Raw genomic sequence first — 19444 nt, forward strand, 5'->3', positions numbered from 1 at the left:
AAATCCCTTCGTAGGTTGAGGCTAGGCAGGCACTATGCGCGGCGCTGGAATACTTAGGCAAGGGCTCAACGCCCTTGCCTATCCATATGAGGGGCTTATTTCTCAGCTTCGCCACGTTCGCGTGCAATGGCCCGGTAGCCAATGTCGTTTCGGTAGAAGCAACCATTCCAAGAGAGGGTTTTGGCAAGGTCGTAGGCCTTTTCTTGAGCAGCTTCGACCGTATCGCCCATCGCGGTCGCGCACAAGACACGGCCACCCGAAGTTACAACTTGACCAGCCGAGTTGAGCGAGGTGCCCGCATGGAAGACTTTGCCTTCCAGCTTGGCTGCGGTGTCCAGACCGTGGATCACATCGCCTTTGGCGTAGTCGGCAGGGTAGCCGCCCGCTGCCAGAACGATGCCCAGGCTAGGGCGTGGATCCCATTGTGCTTCGACCTTGTCCAGCGCTTGAGCCAGAGCAGCCTCTACCAGCAACACCAGGCTCGATTGCAGACGCAACATCACCGGTTGGGTTTCCGGATCGCCGAAACGGCAGTTGAACTCGATCACTTTCGGGTTGCCGGCTTTGTCGATCATCAGGCCTGCGTACAGGAAGCCCGTATAGACGTTGCCTTCTTCAGCCATGCCGCGCACGGTTGGCCAAATCACCAGGTCCATCACGCGCTGGTGCACGTCAGCGGTGACCACGGGAGCAGGGGAGTAAGCGCCCATGCCACCGGTGTTCGGGCCGGTATCGCCGTCGCCAACACGTTTGTGGTCTTGGCTGGTGGCCATTGGCAGAACGTTCTTGCCGTCGACCATCACAATGAAGCTGGCTTCTTCACCGTCGAGGAACTCTTCGATGACAACGCGCGAACCGGCTTCGCCAAAGGCGTTGCCAGCGAGCATGTCGCGCACGGCATCTTCGGCTTCTGCCAAGGTCATGGCGACAATTACGCCTTTACCGGCGGCCAGGCCATCAGCCTTGATTACGATTGGGGCGCCGACTTTCTGCAAGTAAGCCAGTGCCGGTTCAATCTCAGTGAAGTTCTGATAGTCAGCGGTCGGGATCTTGTGGCGCGCCAGAAAATCCTTGGTGAAGGCTTTGGAGCCTTCCAGCTGGGCCGCGCCTGCTGTAGGGCCGAAGCAATCCAGGCCGCGTGAGCGGAACAGATCAACCACGCCGGCAACCAGGGGTACTTCCGGCCCAACGATGGTCAGTGACACGTTCTTTTCGGCAAAGTCTGCAAGCTGCTCAAGGGCCAAAACGTCGATGGCGACGTTTTCACACTTGGCTTCAGTCGCCGTGCCGGCGTTGCCAGGGGCCACGAATACTTTTGCGACACGCGGGTCTTGGGCTACTTTCCAGGCCAGTGCGTGTTCACGGCCACCGCTGCCAATGATCAAAACATTCATTTCAAAAACCTCGGATGACGCTGAATTCTGTGGGGCGCACGTCAGGCTCTGTAGTCGCTGCCGCAGGCTGCGATCAACCGCGAAGCGGTTGCAGGATGTTTAGATCGCTGAAGACCCTTCGGGTCTTATCGCAGCCTGCGGCAGCGGCTACAGACTATGCGGCGCCTTCAATAATGATTAATGACGGAAATGACGCATGCCGGTGAACACCATCGCAATACCGGCTTCGTCAGCGGCAGCAATCACTTCGTTGTCACGCATCGAGCCGCCTGGCTGGATCACCGCGGTGATCCCGGCCTTGGCGGCGTTGTCGATGCCGTCGCGGAACGGGAAGAATGCGTCGGATGCCATCACCGCGCCTTGTACTTGCAGGCCAGCGTGTTCAGCTTTGATGGCGGCAATACGGGCCGAGTTTACGCGGCTCATCTGACCGGCGCCGACGCCGATGGTCTGCCGACCTTTGGCGTAGACGATGGCGTTGGACTTCACGTACTTGGCCACTTTCCAAGCGAAGATCAGGTCGTTGATTTCCTGCTCGGTCGGTGCGCGCTGGGTCACGACTTTCAGGTCTTCGCTGCCGATCATCTCGATGTCACGGCTTTGAACCAGCAACCCGCCATTGACGCGTTTGAAGTCCCAGGCCGGAGTGCGCTCTGCGCTCCACTCGCCACAGGCCAGCAGGCGCACATTGGCTTTGGCGGCCACGATAGCGCGGGCTTCTTCGCTGACCGATGGGGCGATGATCACTTCAACGAATTGACGCTCAACGATGGCTTTGGCGGTTTCAGCGTCCAGCTCGCGGTTGAAGGCGATGATGCCGCCAAACGCCGACTCGGTATCAGTGGCGTAAGCCAGTTCGTAAGCCTGGCGAATGCCGCCTTCAGCGTCCGGGCTGACGGCAACGCCGCACGGGTTGGCATGCTTGACGATCACGCAAGCAGGTTTGACGAAGCTCTTTACGCATTCCAGTGCGGCGTCTGTGTCGGCGACGTTGTTGAACGACAGTTCTTTACCTTGCAACTGGGTCGCGGTAGCAATGCTGACTTCGGCAGGTTTGGCTTCAACGTAGAACGCCGCTTTTTGATGCGGGTTCTCGCCGTAGCGCATTTCCTGAGCCTTGATGAACTGGCTGTTGAAGGTGCGCGGGAATTGGCTGCGGTCTTCGGTGCTGAGTGTTTCAGCGGTCTGATTCACGGTGCCCAGATAGTTGGCAATCATGCCGTCATAGGCCGCGGTGTGTTCGAAGGCCTTGAGCATCAGGTCGAAACGCTGTGCGTAGGTCAGGCCGCCGGCCTTGAGGTTTTCCAGCACGTTGGCGTAATCGCTGGCATTGACCACGATGGCCACGTCTTTGTGGTTTTTCGCCGCTGAACGGACCATGGTCGGGCCGCCGATGTCGATGTTTTCGATGGCAGTCGGCAGGTCGCAGCCTGGCTTGCTGATAGTCGCTTCAAATGGGTAGAGGTTAACCGCTACCAGGTCGATGGGCTTGATGCCGTGCTCGTTCATGATGTCGTCGTCGATGCCGCGACGGCCCAGGATGCCACCGTGGATTTTCGGGTGCAGGGTTTTAACCCGACCGTCCATCATTTCGGCAAAGCCTGTGTAATCCGCGACTTCAACTGCGGCCACGCCGTTGTCTTGCAGCAACTTGAACGTGCCACCAGTGGAGAGGATCTCGACGCCGAGGGCTTCCAGTTCACGGGCGAACTCAAGGATTCCGGTTTTGTCGGAAACGCTGATTAAAGCGCGGCGGATCGGCAGGCGGGTAGTCTGATCGGTCATCTCGATTTCCATCAAAAGCAAAGGAGTCAGCAAAAAAGGCGGCCTGTTTTACCAGGACGCCTTTCAGGTTTGATTGAATGCTTACAGCAGATCGTACTGTTTGAGTTTTTTGCGCAAGGTGCCGCGATTAAGACCCAGTAGCTCGGAGGCTTTGGTCTGGTTGCCCTTGACATAGTTCATGACACATTCGAGCAGGGGAGCCTCGACTTCGGAAAGTACCAGGTTGTACACGTCCGTGACTTCAGCGCCCTCCAGGTGGGCGAAATAATTGTGCAGCGCCTTTTCGACACTCCCGCGAAGGGTTTGGCCTTCTTCGCTAGGCGTATTGAGGTGCTGTTTCAAGTTGACGTTGTCGCTCACGGGCGTTGTTCCACTCACTAATGTCTCGGTCATCATCGTCATGCGGCCACCCATCCTTCGTCCCCTGTCCTCAGGCTCTTGTGTCGTTCGGCGAAAAACGCCTGAACGTTGGCGCATTGTGCTTCCGTGTCTTCTAAACGATTGAAGTGGGCGCGAAACTCCTTGGCGCCCGGCAAGGTTGCGAGATACCAGCCAACATGCTTGCGGGCGATGCGAACGCCCAGTACTTCCCCATAGAAGGTATGCAATGCAGTCAGATGCTCTAGCAGAATACGTTCCACTTCGGTCATTTCCGGTGCCGGTAGCAATTGCCCGGTACGCAGAAAGTGATCGACTTCGCGGAAAATCCAGGGCCGCCCTTGAGCCGCCCTGCCAATCAATAGTCCGTCAGCCCCGGTTGTGTTCAACACGTGCAGGGCTTTATGGGCTGAATCGATGTCGCCATTGGCGAAAACCGGTATCGACACGGCCTGCTTGATCGCGGCGATGGTGTCGTACTCAGCTTCTCCGGTGTACAGGTCGGCGCGGGTTCTACCGTGCACGGCCAGCGCTTGAATCCCGGCTTGCTCGGCAATTTTTGCCACCGTCAGGCCATTTTTGTTGTCCCGGTCCCAACCGGTACGGATCTTCAAAGTGACCGGCACATCAACTGCAGCCACCACGGCTAGCAGGATGTCGTTCACCAGTGCTTCGTCTTTCAATAACGCGGAGCCGGCAGCCTTGTTGCAGACTTTTTTGGCCGGGCAACCCATGTTGATATCAATAATCTGTGCGCCCAGTTCCACGTTGGCCCTGGCGGCGTCTGCCAGCATTTGCGCATCACCGCCGGCGATCTGTACCGAACGTGGTTCGGGATCACCCTCGTGAATCATGCGCAGGCGCGATTTACGGCTGTTCCAGAGACTCATGTCGCTGGTAACCATTTCCGAAACAACCAAACCCGCGCCCATCCGTCGGCAAAGCTGACGAAAGGGCTGGTCGGTGACACCTGCCATAGGGGCAAGTATCAAACCGTTGTGCAATGTATATGGGCCGATGCGTACCGCCGACATAGGACTTCCCTGTTGTGGGGCCGAATCTGGAGAGTTCGAAAAAGGGTTGGCATGATACCCGCTCTCGATCACTGGATAAAGGCTGGGTTGGATAAAAAGTGAACAACAGTTGCAAGCTTCAAGCTGCAAGCCACGGTGAATTTACAATTGCTTTTAACTTGCGGCTTGCCGCTTGGCGCTAAAAGCGCAGCGTGTTTACTCGGGCGAGTGAAAACTCAGGCTGTAATTGACGGCTTTAGGGCCCGGGTCGAGGATGTCCAGCGCTATGTGAATAGGCGTTTGCGGGGGCATTTCGGTCTTGGCCATATCACCGCTCAAGTATTCACCGGGTTTGAAGCGGCGGCTCGCAATCATCTTGCCGTTCAGGTCGGCAAAGCGCAGTTCCAGCAGCGGGAAAGGCTGGGAGAAAGGCGCGCGGTTATAGAGGATGGCATCCACCACCAGCGCCCCGGCGAACTCAGGATGGCTGCGCACCACCAGATTGCTGCTTTTGATGCGGTCAATATCCACTTTGGACGGCACTGTGCAGCCGAGCAGAGGGCACAGTTGCTGAAACGTCGGTCGGTACTGATCCTGGCGAGCCAATTCTTCGAAGTGGCTGGCAATGTACTGTCCAGCCAACGCGGCGCCGGCCAGCAGAATCAGCGCGGCCCAGAGGAGTCGCTTGCCCCACGGAGCGCGGCGTTTTTGCCATTGCAGTTGCAAAGGATCGTCGGCCAGGTCCAGGAGCATTTCGTCGCGCACGCCAGGTTCATTGCGTTGACGTCTGTTTTTGCTGAGAGGTGCGGGCTTAAGCGGTTCGTCGTCTTCGTCGTCAATGGCAGACAAGTGATTGCTGGCCCGCTCATCATCAACGGGCAGCTTGAGAGGCGGCGTATCGTCGGGCTCTTCAATGTCCAGTGACAACGAGGGTTCTGAGCGACCCGTACGCGTGGGCTCGACGTCATGTTCAATGGCGCTTATGGCCAGTGCTGATGATTGAGCGCGTTCTGCCGCCGAATCGCTGTACAAACTGTCAGACCATTGGCTTTCTTCGGCGTCCGGCGTGTCGCGACGTGCACTGAGCGAGCTGTCCTTGGTCTTTTTGGGCTGGCCGAAACTTTTGCTCGGCTGGATTTCAAGTTCTTCGAGCTTGGCCAGCTCTTCGTCCAGATCCAGATGGTCGAGGTCCATTTCCGCGGTTTGCCAGTCCACCGGTTTGGCGCTGACAGGAGGCTCGATAAGCTCGGGCTGTGCCACATTAGGCGCCGTCACGGTAGGCTGCTGTTCAGTTTCAGTGCGTTTATTCAGCAGTTGCTGTGCGGCATTGAACACTTGCAGGCAGGAACCACAGCGCACCACGCCGCGTGCCATGCCCAATTGAGCATGGTTTACGCGGAAACTGGTTTGGCAGTGTGGGCACTGGGTAACGAAGCTATCGCTCATGTGACCATCCGGATTGGGCAGGCGTGCATTCTAGCGCCGACGACCGCTGATGCGCACCCAGCCATCGCGAGTGGCGATCGGGTCGAGGTCAAAGTCCTTGGCGTAGGCTGCGGCCACTTCTTCGCCTTGCTCGGCGAGGATGCCGGACAGTGCCAGGCGACCGCCGGGTTTAACCAGGCCCGACAATTGCGGCGCCAGAGAAACCAATGGGCCGGCGAGGATGTTGGCGACCACGACATCGGCCTGCACCTGTGGCATGTCTTCAGGCAGGTACAGCGGGAACAGCGCCGGGTCGATACCGTTACGGTTGGCGTTATCGCGCGAAGCTTCCAGCGCTTGCACATCGATGTCGGTGCCGACGGCTTCCTTGGCGCCCAGCAGCAGGGCGGCAATGGCTAGAATGCCCGAGCCGCAGCCGAAGTCCAGAACGTTGCAGTCCTTAAGGTCCTGGCCGTCCAGCCATTCGAGGCACAGTGCGGTGGTCGGGTGGGTGCCGGTGCCGAACGCCAGGCCCGGGTCGAGCAGCAGATTGACCGCGTCAGGCTCGGGTGCTGCGTGCCAGCTAGGGACGATCCACAGGCGCTGACCGAAGCGCATGGGGTGGAAGTTATCCATCCAGCTGCGTTCCCAGTCTTGATCTTCAATTACTTCGGCGTGATGCTCAGGCAGTGGCAAGCCGGTGAGCAGTTCCAGATGGGACAGCACGAGGTCGGGCTCGGTACCGTCTTCGAACAGTGCCAGCAAATGGGTGTGCGACCACAGCGGGGTGGTGTTGAGTTCAGGTTCGAAGATCGGTTGGTCTTCGGCATCCATGAACGTCACCGATACGGCGCCGACTTCGAGGAACGCGTCTTCGTAGGTTTCGGCTTGTTCTGGGCTGATGGCGAGGCGTACTTGCAGCCAAGGCATGGCGGGCACCTTTGAAAAATAAGAGTGTGCAGCCGGAAGGGCTGCGAGAAACGCGCCAGTTTACGCGAGCGTAGGCATGGGGGGTAATCAAAAAACGATGAAAAGCCAAAGCCCCTCACCCTCCTTTCCCGAAGGAGAGGGGGCTTTGACCGCGCACGGATTCACATTCACCGCAAATCTGCCCCCTCTCCCTCCGGGAGAGAGTTGGGGTGAGGGAAAACTCTGCGCCACACACAACAAAGCCGCTCGAAAGCGGCTTTGTTGATCAGAAAACAAACTTATTTGTTAGCCAGTTTGTGTTCCAGGTAGTGAATGTTGACGCCGCCTTCGCAGAAGCCTTCGTCATTCACCAGATCGCGGTGCAACGGGATGTTGGTTTTGATCCCGTCGACAACGATTTCGTCCAGGGCATTGCGCATGCGGGCCATGGCTTCGTCACGGGTCGAGCCCCAGGTGATCAGCTTGCCGATCAGGGAGTCGTAGTTGGACGGAACCTTGTAGCCGCTGTACAGGTGCGAATCGACGCGAACGCCGTTGCCGCCCGGTGCGTGGAAGTGCTTGACCAGGCCAGGGCTCGGCATGAACGTCGCCGGGTCTTCAGCGTTGATCCGGCACTCCAGCGAGTGGCCGTGGATCTTCACGTCATCCTGAGTAAAGGACAGTGTGTTGCCTGCCGCAATGCTCAACATCTCTTTCAAGATGTCGATGCCGGTGACCATCTCGGAAACCGGGTGCTCTACTTGCACACGAGTGTTCATCTCGATGAAGTAGAAACGACCATTTTCGTACAGGAACTCAAAAGTACCCGCGCCACGGTAGTTGATGTCGATGCAGGCTTTAACACAGCGCGCCAGAACTTCCTGGCGAGCCGTTTCATCGATACCCGGTGCGGGTGCTTCTTCCAGAACCTTTTGGTGACGGCGTTGCAGCGAGCAGTCGCGGTCGCCCAAGTGGATGGCGTGACCTTGACCATCAGAAATGACCTGAACTTCCACGTGACGCGGGTTGGTCAGGTATTTCTCGAGGTAGACCATCGGGTTGCTGAACCAGGCGCCGGCTTCTTCACGGGTCTGCTTGGCTGCTTCGATCAGGTCTTCTTCGCGGTTTACAACGCGCATACCACGACCACCACCGCCGCCAGCGGCTTTGATGATCACGGGGTAGCCAACTTCACGGCCAATGCGCAGCGCGGTTTCAGGGTCTTCCGGCAGCGGGCCGTCAGAGCCTGGAACGGTTGGAACGCCCGCCGCGATCATGGCGTGCTTGGCCGAAACCTTGTCGCCCATCAGGCGAATGGTGTCAGCTTTCGGACCGATGAAGGCAAAGCCGGATTTCTCGACTTGCTCGGCAAAGTCGGCGTTTTCAGCCAAAAAGCCGTAGCCCGGGTGAATCGCCGTGGCGCCTGTCACTTCGGCGGCCGCGATGATCGCCGGAATGTGCAGGTAAGACAGGTTGGCCGGTGCCGGGCCGATGCAGACGGTTTCGTCTGCCAGTCCCAGGTGCATCAGTTCCTTGTCGGCAGTGGAGTACACCGCGACGGTCTTGATGCCCAGTTCCTTACAGGCCCGCAGGATGCGCAAGGCGATCTCGCCGCGGTTTGCGATTAGAACTTTTTCCAGCTTTTTAGGCTTCAGCATCGTGGGTTCCCCGTGGTTCAAACGATGGTGAACAGCGGTTGGTCGAACTCAACCGGCTGACCGTTTTCTACCAGGATGGACTCGATAACACCGGCTTTTTCAGCGGTGATGTGGTTCATCATTTTCATCGCTTCAACGATGCAAATGGTGTCGCCCACTTTGACGCTCTGGCCGACTTCAACGAAGGATGGCGAAGTAGGCGAAGGGGTGCGGTAGAACGTACCGACCATTGGCGACTTGACCACAAAACCGTTCAGTTTTGGTGCAGCAGGCGCTTCGGTCACGGTGGCAACCGGGGCAACAGCCACTGGAGCGGCAGCCGGAGCTTGTTGCATTGGCGCGGGTGCGTAGAACTGTTGTGCTGGAGTCTTGCTGTGACGGCTGATGCGTACGGACTCTTCGCCTTCTTTAATTTCCAGCTCGTCGATGCCGGACTCTTCCAGCAGTTCGATCAGTTTCTTAACTTTACGGATATCCATGAATCGTCAACTCCCAATGGGTCGGTCAGGGGCGTTTAGCTTGTAGTTCAAGCTGTTCCAGGGCGGCCTCCAAGGCCAGTCGATAACCGCTGGCGCCAAGGCCGCAGATCACACCTACCGCAACGTCGGAGAAGTAGGAGTGATGGCGGAAAGGTTCGCGTTTGTGCACGTTGGACAAATGCACTTCGATGAATGGGATGCTCACCGCCAGCAGCGCGTCACGTAATGCCACGCTGGTGTGGGTAAAAGCAGCCGGGTTGATCAGGATAAAGTCCACGCCTTCATTGCGCGCGGCATGTACCCGATCAATCAATTCATACTCGGCATTGCTTTGCAGGTAGAGCAAATGGTGGCCGGCATCGCGGGCCCGCTGCTCCAGATCCTGATTGATTTGCGCCAGGGTAGTAGCGCCGTAGACCCCCGGTTCGCGGGTGCCTAGCAGATTCAGGTTGGGGCCGTGCAGAACCAGAAAAGTCGCCATCTGCTGTTCCTTGTTATGTGTGTGCCGTTAACAGTGACGGGCGACTATGCCGAAAAGTCGATTGGCTGTCCAGTTAACTGCAATAGCCAGCACGATGACCGATGTTCGCGAAAAGTTTGTGACTGAGGCTCTAGGTCTGGTCATTCGCGTTGGCGACACGTTCGGCGAAGTCTGCTGCATTGATCTCGCCAATGACCCGCTGGTCACTTATTTCAGTGCCGTTTTTGTCGAAGAACATCAGCGCTGGCGGACCGAACAATGCATAGCGATCCAGTAAAGCGCGCTGCTCTGCATTACTGGCGGTCATGTCAAAGCGCACGAGTTGATAGCCTTCGAGCAACTTAAGGACATTGGGGGCGTTGAGGACTTCGTGTTCGATCACTTTGCAGCTGATGCACCAGTCGGCGTACCAGTCCAGCAGCACCGGTTTGCCCGCATTTTTAGCCGCCGCCAGTGCGTTATCCAGTTCGTCCGGGGTGCTCACGGTCAGCCATTGGCCTGCTGCTTGCGCGGTATTGGGCGCAGCGGCAGTGGAAGTTTGCATATGGCCGACAGGATTGAGTGGATCTGCTTGACCGCTGAGTGCGCCAAACCAGCAGGCTAGGGCGTAAACCAGCAAAAACAGGCCGAGCAACTGCGCCAGGCGCTGGCGTGGTGCTTTGTAGACGAACTCGAGTGTGCCCAGAAACAGGCTCACACCCGCCGCCAGAGTACCGATCAACAACAGCGTGACGGGCCCGGGTAAGACGCGGCTCAGCAGCCCGATGGCCAACCCTAGCAGCAACACACCAATGGCGTTTTTTACGCTGACCAGCCATGGGCCGCTTTTGGGCAGCCAGGCCGCACCGCCGGTTGCGACCAACAGCAATGGGGCGCCCATGCCCAGGCCGAGGGCGAACAGCTTGAGCCCACCCCCTACGGCATCGCCACTGGCACTGATATACAGCAATGCACCGGCCAGCGGCGCGGAGACGCACGGCGAAACCAGCAGGCTGGAGACTACGCCGAGCACGGCGGCCCCCCAGAGTGAGCCGCCCTGCGTGCGATTCGCGACACGGTCAAGGCGATTGCTGATGGCCTGCGGCAACTTCAGTTCGAAGACACCGAACATAGCCAGCGCGAAAATGGCAAAGAACAGCGCAAACGGCACCAGCACCCACACCGATTGCAGCCGCGCCTGCAGATTGAGTTGAGCGCCGAATAACCCCATCAGTGCGCCCAACAGGGCAAAACAGGCCGCCATGGGCAATACGTAGGCCAGCGACAGGCTGAAACCGCGCAGGCCACCCACCTGGCCGCGCAGCACCACGCCGGACAAAATCGGCAGCATCGGCAATACGCAGGGGGTAAACGTCAGGCCAATCCCCGCGAGGAAAAACAACGCCAGTTCGCGCCAGCTCCAGGTTGTCTCAGCGGGGTTGTTGGTAGTGGCCGGGGTTGCTGCTGCGTTGCCAGCGATGGTGAGGCGTTCGGTTTCAGGTGGGTAACACAGGCCCTTGTCTGCGCAGCCCTGGTAGGTGACTTCCAGGGTAAAGGGGCGTTGATCGTGGCCCGGGCGCGGGATGTCGACATCGACAATGCCGTGATAGACCTCAACATCGCCAAAGTACTCATCATGCTTCTGCTCGCCGGGCGGCAATTGCACAGAGCCCAAGGCTATATCGGCGGGCTCGGTTTTAAACGCAAAGCGATGTCGGTACAGGTAATACCCTTCAGTTGGTACAAAGCGCAGTTTGATTGTTTCAGGGTTGCTATCGATCAGGTTGAGCTTGAACGCCTCGCGTACCGGTAAAAAATCACGGCTGTTATTGATCGCGCCCAATGTGGCGCTTGGGCGGTTGTCCAGCAGTCCCGACGCCATGGCAGGCAGGGTGCAGAGCATAAACAGGAGGCAGAGCAAGCGGCGCATAGGAATCTCGCATATCAAACGTGCTGCCATGATAACGGAGTGGCTTGGCCTGTGCTGACACGCGGATGTCAGAGTAGAAGGGTCACTGGGGTGGCGAGTGTTGACGCGGGTTCCTCACGGTCGGGACGTCAATGAGGATGAACTTTAAAGGGATGTCATTGCGTTTATAGATCCAGGTAATACCGCGGGTGTTAGTGGTGTCACAGGCCACCTGAGTGACTCCCTCCAGAATCAGTTGAATGGTGATGCCTTCATTTGCGGGTGTGGTGCAGGTGAGCTGTTCATATTTCAAAGGGCCCAGAGGGCGATAGGTGAAATTGGCGAAACTCTTGAACGCATATTTATCGAGTGCCTCCCCTGGGGGTGTCTGGGGGGAGGGCATTGAAACAATGTGCAACGTTGCATTGGCCGGCTCATCATCCACCAACTCATGAACAAAGTGGGCGTGTGGAGGGATTAAGCACGGGGGTTCGGTATTAGCGGAGGGTGTACACGGATGACCGCCGATGTTATTCAGCACGACGGCCAGAAAATTCGACTGGTTATCAATATGCAGTATGGCGCCAGGGCCTGGCGGTGAAAAAAAAAGAAGCGCAATGAAAATGATCATTCTCATAACAGTGCCCGCTTGCGATGGTCACGGCAGTTTAGGAGTGAACGTTTCCAAACTTAATCGCGTTTCGCGCAGCTGGCTACTGTCATAAATAACAGGTCGGGGGAAGTTAATTAATGTCTCGAACGGTAATCATCATATCGGAAATTAACCTGTTTTCGACCCATGCCATGAATTCATCATCCGGCGTTTGACAATATTTTTGAGTGTGATTTTTGATGATGATTTCAATGCTGACCGCGGATCGATTCACGGTGTCACATGAAATAAACTGTTCGGTGTCGACAGCGTTTTTATAGCTGTAGCTGCTGCTGCCCTGAACCTCGTAGTGTTCGGTGTCGTCAGCATTATCGCGTGTGAGGTAGATGCGCTTTTTATCAATAAAGATGTTGGGCGTTGCGTGAGTGGCCACTACCGTGAAAATAGCACTGTTATAAGGCTCTTCCTGCAATACAAAAGTAGTTATTGCTGATGGGGCCAACGCGCACTTTCGCGGGAAAGCAGGATGGTGCTGACATACCGGATCGATCCGGTCGTCTGGAATGAAAATCCATGCCCGGGTCGACAGATTGTTGATTGTCAGCGTTGCCGCGCCACAAAACGTTGAACAAGCCAGTAGTGATAATGCAAAAAACACTTTCATAAGCTTGCACGTCCTTGATAAGTAAGGCATGCCGATTAAGGCTAAAGGCCAGCACCCACATATTAAGGATCAGAAACTCATGCCTGCCTACTGTCACATATACCAGTATCGTGAAGCGGAAAACTATGACTGGGTGACGGCGCGGCCACCGCTGGGCGCAAGCGTGAAAGACCTGCACAGCGTTATTGCGCTGCCTGCTCAGCGTTTGAAGATTTAATTGTTAAAGGTCGCGGAGGGTGATTGTCATGTTAGCGTCGCTCGACCCGTCCACCCAACGTATAAAGTTATCGTCTTTGGTTTTGAGGAAAATGCAAGTACTGCTAATGCGATCTTAATTTTCATGGTTATTACTGTATTCAGCGATACCGGGGGTTGGCAGGCTGTAGGTGTATTAGAAGTGGAATATGGGGGTGCTGCCTACTGTCAGAAGTTATAGTTAGCCAGGGTCGTAAGGATCAAAATCAAATAAATCCGCCATTCCAGCCATTCAACGTCGCAGGTTGGTTTCTGACGTTGAAATCAACGTATGGGCACATCATTTACAGGCGATGGCTGTTCTGTGTGTGCAGGTCCGGCCCGCACGGATAGAAAAACGTGCACCTACAGGCTGCACGATGGGGTAGGGTTGTGGTCGAATTGTTGAACCTGATATTGAAAGGATATGGCCATGCTGGACTGGAAGAAACGTGAGGGCAGTGCCCGCGAGTCGGTCAAGGAAAACCACGCGCAGCCGCGTGGCTATTTTAAAAGTATTCTGCTTAGCCGCTCCATTGCCGTTTTGCTCGGCATTTACGTGGTGGTATGCCTGGGTCTGGGGTGGTATTGGAGCCAAGAGCCTGACTTGTTCCCGGTTCAGCAAAATGCGCAATTGGCAGCCGAGAAAGAAGGCAAGCAAATGGTGCCGGGCTTTACCACCGTTGAAACACTCAAAACAGTAGCCGGTACGTTGCTTAATAAGCCGGGGGGCTATTTGTCCAATGACCGTCTGCCGCCGGGTGTGCTGCTCGACAATATTCCCAGCTGGGAATATGGCGTGCTGGTGCAGGTGCGTGACCTGACCCGTGCCCTTCGTAAAGACTTTGCCCGTTCGCAATCACAGTCGGCCGAAGATGCTGACTTGGCCAAGGCTGAACCGCGCTTCAACTTTGACAACAAGAGTTGGATGCTGCCGTCCAGCGAATCGGAATATCAGGAAGGCATCAACTCTCTGAGCCGTTATCAGGCCCGCCTGTCTGATCCTAATCAGAAAAACGCGCTGTTCTATGCCCGCGCCGACAACCTGAACAACTGGCTGGGCGATGTGGGTACCCGTTTGGGCTCGCTGTCGCAGCGTCTGTCGGCGAGCGTGGGGCGTGTAAAGCTCAACAGCGCGCTGAAAACCGAGAGCGTGCAACCGGGGCAAGTCCCGGTGGTTGACGAGGAAATTGTCGAAACTCCGTGGATGCAGATTGATAACGTGTTCTATGAGGCGCGCGGCCAAGCGTGGGCGTTGTCGCACTTGTTGCGGGCCATCGAGGTCGACTTCGCCGATGTGCTGGCCAAGAAGAACGCTACGGTGAGCGTGCGTCAGATCATTCGTGAACTGGAAGCTGCGCAAGAGCCGGTATGGAGCCCGATGATTCTCAATGGCAGTGGCTATGGTGTGCTGGCTAACCACTCGCTGGTCATGGCCAATTACATTTCCCGCGCCAACGCGGCAGTGATGGACCTGCGCCAACTGCTCTCGCAAGGGTAAGCCATGCCTATTTCAGTCATGGAGGCTGCGCACCGTGCAGCCTCTGATGTTGAACAGGTGGTCTGGGTCGATCGCAATGACGGCGTGCTCGGTGCTAAACGGCGTCATGAGTTGCGCGACAAGGGCTTGATCGGGCGCGGCACGTTCATTCTGTTGTTCAATTCTGCTGGCGAGTTGTGCGTGCACCAGCGCACCTTGAGCAAAGCCCTGTATCCGGGCTTTTGGGATGTGGCGGCGGGCGGCATGGTGGGCGTAAATGAAAGTTACGCCGAGTCGGCCGCCCGCGAGTGGGATGAAGAATTGGGGGTCAGAGATGTGCCGCTGACGGCCCATGAGCGTTTCTATTTTGAGGGCCCGCAAAACCACCTATGGTGCGGCGTATTTTCTGCGGTTTGGGATGGCCCGTTGCGGGTTCAACCTGAAGAGGTTCAGCAGGCGTTATTTATGCCGGTGGCCGAGGCATTGCGTTTGAGTGAACAACAGGATTTTTGTCCCGATTCACTGGCTGCCCTGAAGCGGTATCTGGAGCACAAGCCACGCCCTGTAGCCGCTGCCGAAGGCTGCGACGGGTTGCGTAGCATCCCCACCGATTAAATGAAAGCGAAGGTCCTGCGGCCCTTATCGCAGCCTTCGGCAGCGGCTACAGGGTTTGCCGCAGAATTCCGATGATTTTTGCGCCAATTGGCTCTTGGGCCACGGCGATTTTGTCGTTACACTGCGCGACCTTTTTCAGGCTTGGGCGGTTTTCCCGCCCGAGTTGCGCTGCCCCTGCCAGAGTGGGGCTTCGCGGTCGGTATAGCGTGGCGCTCCTGCGTCCTGCACTGGCCAATTTTTTGTCCTCCATATGAGGATTGCCGGTGGCCAAAAAAGCCGCATCCTTCGCCGCCCTCGGTGGCCTGGTATTTTCCACCGACGCAGGTCGTCACTGTCCGGACTGTCGTCAGCCGGTGGACGCCTGTACCTGCAAACAAACCCAGATCCCTGCCGGTGATGGCATTGCTCGCGTGCGCCGTGAAAGCAAGGGCCGTGGTGGCAAGACGGTTACGACGATAACCGGCGTGCCACTGGCTGAAGATGCCCTCAAAGAACTGGCCACGACGTTGAAAAAACGCTGTGGTACGGGTGGTGCATTGAAAGACGGCATTATCGAGATCCAGGGTGATCACGTCGAACTGCTGCTTGGCGAGTTGATCAAGCACGGGTTCAAAGCCAAGAAGTCTGGCGGTTAGCAGCTTCTGTGAAGACCACCGTTGAGCTGTGCCTTTGCCCCAAAGGGCCTCAGGCACGGCTCGCCATGGTTTTCACAGAACCTGTTCTGACGGGTTTCTAAACTCCGCGCTGTTGCAGCGGTCTACCCTGCACAGACGAATCGTCACTTTCACGCTTTAGACTGCGCCAGCCTGCGATCAGGTTGGGCTTTTTGACTTATATAGGGGACTTCGATGTCCGTACGACGCACACGCAAAGACGATGGCAGCCAATGGACAGTTGCGGACAGCCGCAGTGTTTATGGGATTCGCCATTGGGGGGCCGGGTATTTCGCGATCAATGAAGCCGGTCGCGTAGAAGTCCGTCCGAACGGCCCGAACAGCTCGCCCATCGATCTGTACGAGCAAGTCGACGAACTGCGCAAAAGTGGCTTGTCCTTGCCATTGCTGGTGCGTTTTCCCGATATTTTGCAAGACCGTGTACGCCAGCTGACCGGCGCTTTCGATGCCAATATTGAGCGTCTGGAATACCAGAGCCAGTACACAGCGCTGTACCCGATCAAGGTTAACCAGCAAGAAGCGGTGATTGAAAATATCATCGCCACGAAGGACGTGTCGATTGGCCTTGAAGCTGGTTCCAAGCCAGAGCTGCTGGCCGTGCTGGCGCTGGCCCCTAAAGGCGGCACCATTGTCTGCAACGGTTACAAGGACCGTGAGTTCATCCGCCTGGCGCTGATGGGCCAAAAACTCGGTCACAACGTCTTTATCGTGATCGAGAAAGAATCCGAAGTTGACCTGGTGATCGAAGAAGCGGCCTCGCTCAAGGTCAAGCCACAGGTCGGCCTGCGCGTGCGCCTGTCGTCGTTGGCGTCGAGCAAGTGGGCGGACACCGGCGGTGAGAAATCCAAGTTCGGTCTGTCTGCTGCGCAATTGCTGTCAGTGGTCGAGCGCTTCCGCGCGGCCGGTCTGGATCAAGGCATCCGCCTGCTGCACTTCCATATGGGCTCGCAGATCGCCAACCTGGCGGACTACCAGCACGGCTTCAAGGAAGCGATTCGTTATTACGGCGAACTGCGTAACCTCGGCCTGCCCGTTGACCATATCGACGTGGGCGGTGGCCTGGGTGTTGACTACGACGGCACTCACTCGCGCAATGCCAGCTCGATCAACTACGACATGGACGACTACGCCGGTGTTGTGGTCGGCATGCTTAAAGAGTTTTGCGATGCACAAGGCCTGCCGCACCCGCACATTTTCTCTGAAAGCGGCCGTTCGCTGACGGCTCACCACGCCATGTTGGTGGTGCAAGTGACCGACGTCGAGAAGCATAACGACGACGTGCCCGAGATCCAGAACAAGGAAAGCCTGCCCGAAACTGTGCAATGGCTGGTTGACCTGCTGGGCCCGACCGACATTGAGATGGTCACCGAAACCTACTGGCGTGCCACGCACTACATGAGCGACATCGCTGCCCAGTACGCCGACGGCAAGATCAATCTGGCTGAAAAAGCCCTGGCCGAGCAGTGCTACTTTGCGGTGTGCCGTCGCCTGCACAACTCGTTGAAAGCGCGTCAGCGTTCGCACCGTCAGGTGCTGGACGAACTCAACGACAAGCTGGCCGACAAGTACATCTGCAACTTCTCGGTCTTCCAGAGCCTGCCGGACACTTGGGCCATTGGCCAGGTATTGCCGATTCTGCCGTTGCATCGTCTGGATGAAGAGCCGCTGCGTCGCGCCGTACTGCAAGACCTGACCTGCGACTCCGACGGCAAGATCAAACAATACGTTGACGAGCAAAGCATCGAAACCAGCCTGCCGGTGCATGGTCTGAACGAAGGCGAAGACTATCTGCTGGGCATCTTCCTGGTGGGCGCCTATCAGGAAATTCTGGGTGACATGCACAACTTGTTCGGTGATACCGACTCGGTGAACATCTACCAGAACCCGGATGGCAGCGTGTACCACGCCGGTATCGAGACCCACGACACCATCGAAGACATGCTGCGTTACGTGCACTTGTCGCCGGAGGAGCTGATGACTCACTACCGCGACAAAGTGGCCAGCGCCAACATCAGCGTCAAAGAGCGCACCCAGTATCTGGACGCTCTGCGTCTGGGCCTGACGCGCTCCTCGTACCTGTCTTCGTAAGTTTCGCGAAGCTGTAAAAAAACGCCGCTTCCCGTACAGGGGGGCGGCGTTTTTTTTGCAGTGCTAAATCTCCGATTCGTAGCAGCTACCGAAGGCTGCGTCCGATTGCGCAGCGATCGCAAACCCTAAGCCACTTATATACCTGGCAGAGCATGGTCTCAGCGTTTGCGACGACTGCGTCGCCGGACGCAGCCTTCGGCAGCTGCTACGGAGCTGGGAGCCACAGATTTTGACGCTGCATGCGCCACGCATATACACCCAGCGTGGCGCTGCGCAGCACCATAAACAGCAAGAAACTTATCCACAGACCGTGATTGCCATAGCCGTGCAGCGCCCAAGCAACAGGGAAGGCGATCACGGCACTGATGAGCATGGCGTTGCGCATTTCACGGGCGCGGGTCGCACCGATAAACAAGCCATCCAGCAAGTAACTCCACACGGCAATCAACGGCAGCACCGCGAGGTACGGCAAGTACTGGAAGGCGGTTTCTCGCACGCTGGCGATATCGGTTTGCATCTGCACAAACAGATGCCCGCCCAACAGAAACAGCAGTGTAAAGGCCAGACTGGCCAGCAGTGACCAGCCGCACGCAACCACCATCGAGCGGCGCAGCGCTTCGCGGTCTCGAGCGCCGATGGCATGCCCGCATAAAGCTTCTACCGCGTGGGCCAAGCCATCCAGCGCATGGGCGGCCAGCAACAGGCCGTTGAGCAGCAGCGCATTGGCCGCCACGGTGGCGTCACCCAAGCGGGCGCCTTGCAAGGTGATGGAAAAGAACACGGATTGCAGCACCAGACTGCGTATGAAAATGTCGCGATTGACCCCCAGCAATGGCTGCCAGTTGTGCCACACGCGCAATGCGGCCCACAGCACCTTGCCCGGATACACGCGCAATGCACCGCGTGTCAGGTACAGGCCGAGCAGGGCACCGCTCCACTCGGCAATGACCGATGCCCGGGCCGAACCGGCGACTCCCCAGTCCAGTCCGAGCACAAACCAGAGGTTAAGCGCGATATTCACCAGATTGGTCGTCAGCAGAATGGCCAGTGGTGCACGGGCGTTCTGCGTGCCCAGAAACCAGCCGACCAGCGCATAGCTGGCCAGCGCGGCGGGCAAACCCAAGAGCCGGATGTGGAAGAACTCCAGCGTCAGCTCATGCAGCTCGGCTGAGGGTTGCATCAGGTTCAGGGCCACGCCGCTGAACGGGATAGCGATAGCGCCCAGCAGCAGGGAAAGCCCTGCGGCGAGTAACAGGCCTTGCAGCAAGATTTGCCGTAATGCGGTGCCATCGCCACGCCCGGCAGCCTGTGCAGCAAAGCCGGTGGTGCCCATGCGCAGAAAGCCCATCATCCAGGCCAGGAATATATAAAGGCTGGCGCCGACAGCCACCGCGCCCAATTGGTGAGCGTGGGGCAAATGACCAATGACGGTGCTGTCGACCAGAGCGACTAGCGGCACTGAGATATTCGACAGAATCATGGGGGCTGCAAGCGCCCACACTCGGCGATGGGTGGGGCGATCGCGCCAGTCAGCTAAGAGGGAAGAGGGCATGCAGACTCCTTGAGGGAGCGCGATTGTAGCCCAAGCCAGCCCTCACCCTAACCCTCTCCCAGAGGGAGAGGGGACTAAGGGCAAAATCAGATTTGCGCAACACCCCCGGTCAGC

Annotated in this window: 18 protein-coding genes; 5 read left to right on the forward strand and 13 right to left on the reverse strand. The window is 57.4% G+C overall.

The window, feature by feature from the left end:
• Positions 1-95: 95 nt before the first annotated feature.
• The 12 genes from purD to ACI7MX_RS19425 all read right to left on the reverse strand — a co-directional run bounded on the left by purD (position 96) and on the right by ACI7MX_RS19425 (position 12687).
• A complete protein-coding gene (purD, locus tag ACI7MX_RS19370; protein ID WP_405590714.1) occupies positions 96-1394 on the reverse strand; it encodes a phosphoribosylamine--glycine ligase in 1299 nt (432 codons plus the stop codon).
• Positions 1395-1571: 177 nt separating this feature from the next.
• The gene (gene purH, locus ACI7MX_RS19375; protein ID WP_405590717.1) at positions 1572-3179 is read right to left on the reverse strand and encodes a bifunctional phosphoribosylaminoimidazolecarboxamide formyltransferase/IMP cyclohydrolase; all 1608 of its coding nucleotides are present in this window, start codon (positions 3177-3179) and stop codon (positions 1572-1574) included.
• 81 nt (positions 3180-3260) lie between these two features.
• Positions 3261-3581 (reverse strand): DNA-binding transcriptional regulator Fis, encoded by a 321-nt coding sequence (gene fis, locus ACI7MX_RS19380; protein ID WP_003439210.1) that lies wholly within the window; start codon positions 3579-3581, stop codon positions 3261-3263.
• On the reverse strand, positions 3578-4591 hold the full coding sequence (gene dusB, locus ACI7MX_RS19385; RefSeq protein ID WP_405590722.1) for a tRNA dihydrouridine synthase DusB: 1014 nt from the start codon (positions 4589-4591) through the stop codon (positions 3578-3580). Before dusB ends, fis begins: the two co-directional genes overlap by 4 nt.
• A 195-nt stretch (positions 4592-4786) precedes the next feature.
• On the reverse strand, positions 4787-6016 hold the full coding sequence (locus ACI7MX_RS19390) for a DUF3426 domain-containing protein (protein ID WP_405590725.1): 1230 nt from the start codon (positions 6014-6016) through the stop codon (positions 4787-4789).
• A 30-nt stretch (positions 6017-6046) separates the two neighbouring features.
• The gene (gene prmA / locus ACI7MX_RS19395) at positions 6047-6925 is read right to left on the reverse strand and encodes a 50S ribosomal protein L11 methyltransferase (RefSeq protein ID WP_314493052.1); all 879 of its coding nucleotides are present in this window, start codon (positions 6923-6925) and stop codon (positions 6047-6049) included.
• Between the two features lie 278 nt (positions 6926-7203).
• Positions 7204-8562, reverse strand: coding sequence for an acetyl-CoA carboxylase biotin carboxylase subunit (gene accC, locus ACI7MX_RS19400; protein ID WP_405590729.1), 1359 nt, complete (start codon positions 8560-8562; stop codon positions 7204-7206).
• A 17-nt stretch (positions 8563-8579) separates the two neighbouring features.
• A complete protein-coding gene (gene accB / locus ACI7MX_RS19405) occupies positions 8580-9041 on the reverse strand; it encodes an acetyl-CoA carboxylase biotin carboxyl carrier protein (protein WP_405590732.1) in 462 nt (153 codons plus the stop codon).
• A gap of 25 nt (positions 9042-9066) precedes the next feature.
• Positions 9067-9522: a type II 3-dehydroquinate dehydratase gene (gene aroQ, locus ACI7MX_RS19410; RefSeq protein ID WP_048360251.1), complete on the reverse strand. Its 456-nt coding sequence runs from the start codon at positions 9520-9522 to the stop codon at positions 9067-9069.
• A gap of 130 nt (positions 9523-9652) precedes the next feature.
• Positions 9653-11431: a protein-disulfide reductase DsbD gene (locus tag ACI7MX_RS19415; protein WP_405590736.1), complete on the reverse strand. Its 1779-nt coding sequence runs from the start codon at positions 11429-11431 to the stop codon at positions 9653-9655.
• 82 nt (positions 11432-11513) lie between these two features.
• Entirely contained in the window at positions 11514-12047 is a 534-nt protein-coding gene (locus tag ACI7MX_RS19420) for a hypothetical protein (protein WP_405590739.1), read from the reverse strand.
• A gap of 106 nt (positions 12048-12153) precedes the next feature.
• On the reverse strand, positions 12154-12687 hold the full coding sequence (locus ACI7MX_RS19425) for a hypothetical protein (RefSeq protein WP_314492626.1): 534 nt from the start codon (positions 12685-12687) through the stop codon (positions 12154-12156).
• Positions 12688-12766: 79 nt separating this feature from the next.
• Between ACI7MX_RS19425 and ACI7MX_RS19430 the strand changes: the two genes are divergently transcribed.
• From ACI7MX_RS19430 to speA, 5 genes are all read left to right on the forward strand, one after another.
• Positions 12767-12904 carry a hypothetical protein gene (locus ACI7MX_RS19430; RefSeq protein WP_405590742.1) on the forward strand — a complete coding sequence of 46 codons (138 nt, stop codon included), beginning with the start codon at positions 12767-12769 and terminating at the stop codon, positions 12902-12904.
• Positions 12905-13354: 450 nt separating this feature from the next.
• Positions 13355-14422, forward strand: a complete 1068-nt coding sequence (locus tag ACI7MX_RS19435; protein WP_314492628.1) for a DUF2333 family protein — start codon at positions 13355-13357, stop codon at positions 14420-14422.
• A 3-nt stretch (positions 14423-14425) separates the two neighbouring features.
• Positions 14426-15016 (forward strand): NUDIX hydrolase, encoded by a 591-nt coding sequence (locus ACI7MX_RS19440; protein WP_405590745.1) that lies wholly within the window; start codon positions 14426-14428, stop codon positions 15014-15016.
• 263 nt (positions 15017-15279) lie between these two features.
• Positions 15280-15651 (forward strand): translation initiation factor Sui1, encoded by a 372-nt coding sequence (locus tag ACI7MX_RS19445; RefSeq protein WP_122784989.1) that lies wholly within the window; start codon positions 15280-15282, stop codon positions 15649-15651.
• 213 nt (positions 15652-15864) lie between these two features.
• Positions 15865-17778: an arginine decarboxylase gene (gene speA, locus ACI7MX_RS19450; protein WP_405590748.1), complete on the forward strand. Its 1914-nt coding sequence runs from the start codon at positions 15865-15867 to the stop codon at positions 17776-17778.
• Positions 17779-17983: 205 nt separating this feature from the next.
• Here the strand turns inward: speA and ACI7MX_RS19455 are convergent, their stop codons facing one another.
• Positions 17984-19330 carry an MATE family efflux transporter gene (locus tag ACI7MX_RS19455; RefSeq protein WP_405590751.1) on the reverse strand — a complete coding sequence of 449 codons (1347 nt, stop codon included), beginning with the start codon at positions 19328-19330 and terminating at the stop codon, positions 17984-17986.
• Between the last annotated feature and the right edge of the window lie 114 nt (positions 19331-19444).

The sequence above is a fragment of the Pseudomonas sp. 2024-210 genome (assembly GCF_045062345.1).
Taxonomy (GTDB): Bacteria; Pseudomonadota; Gammaproteobacteria; order Pseudomonadales; family Pseudomonadaceae; genus Aquipseudomonas.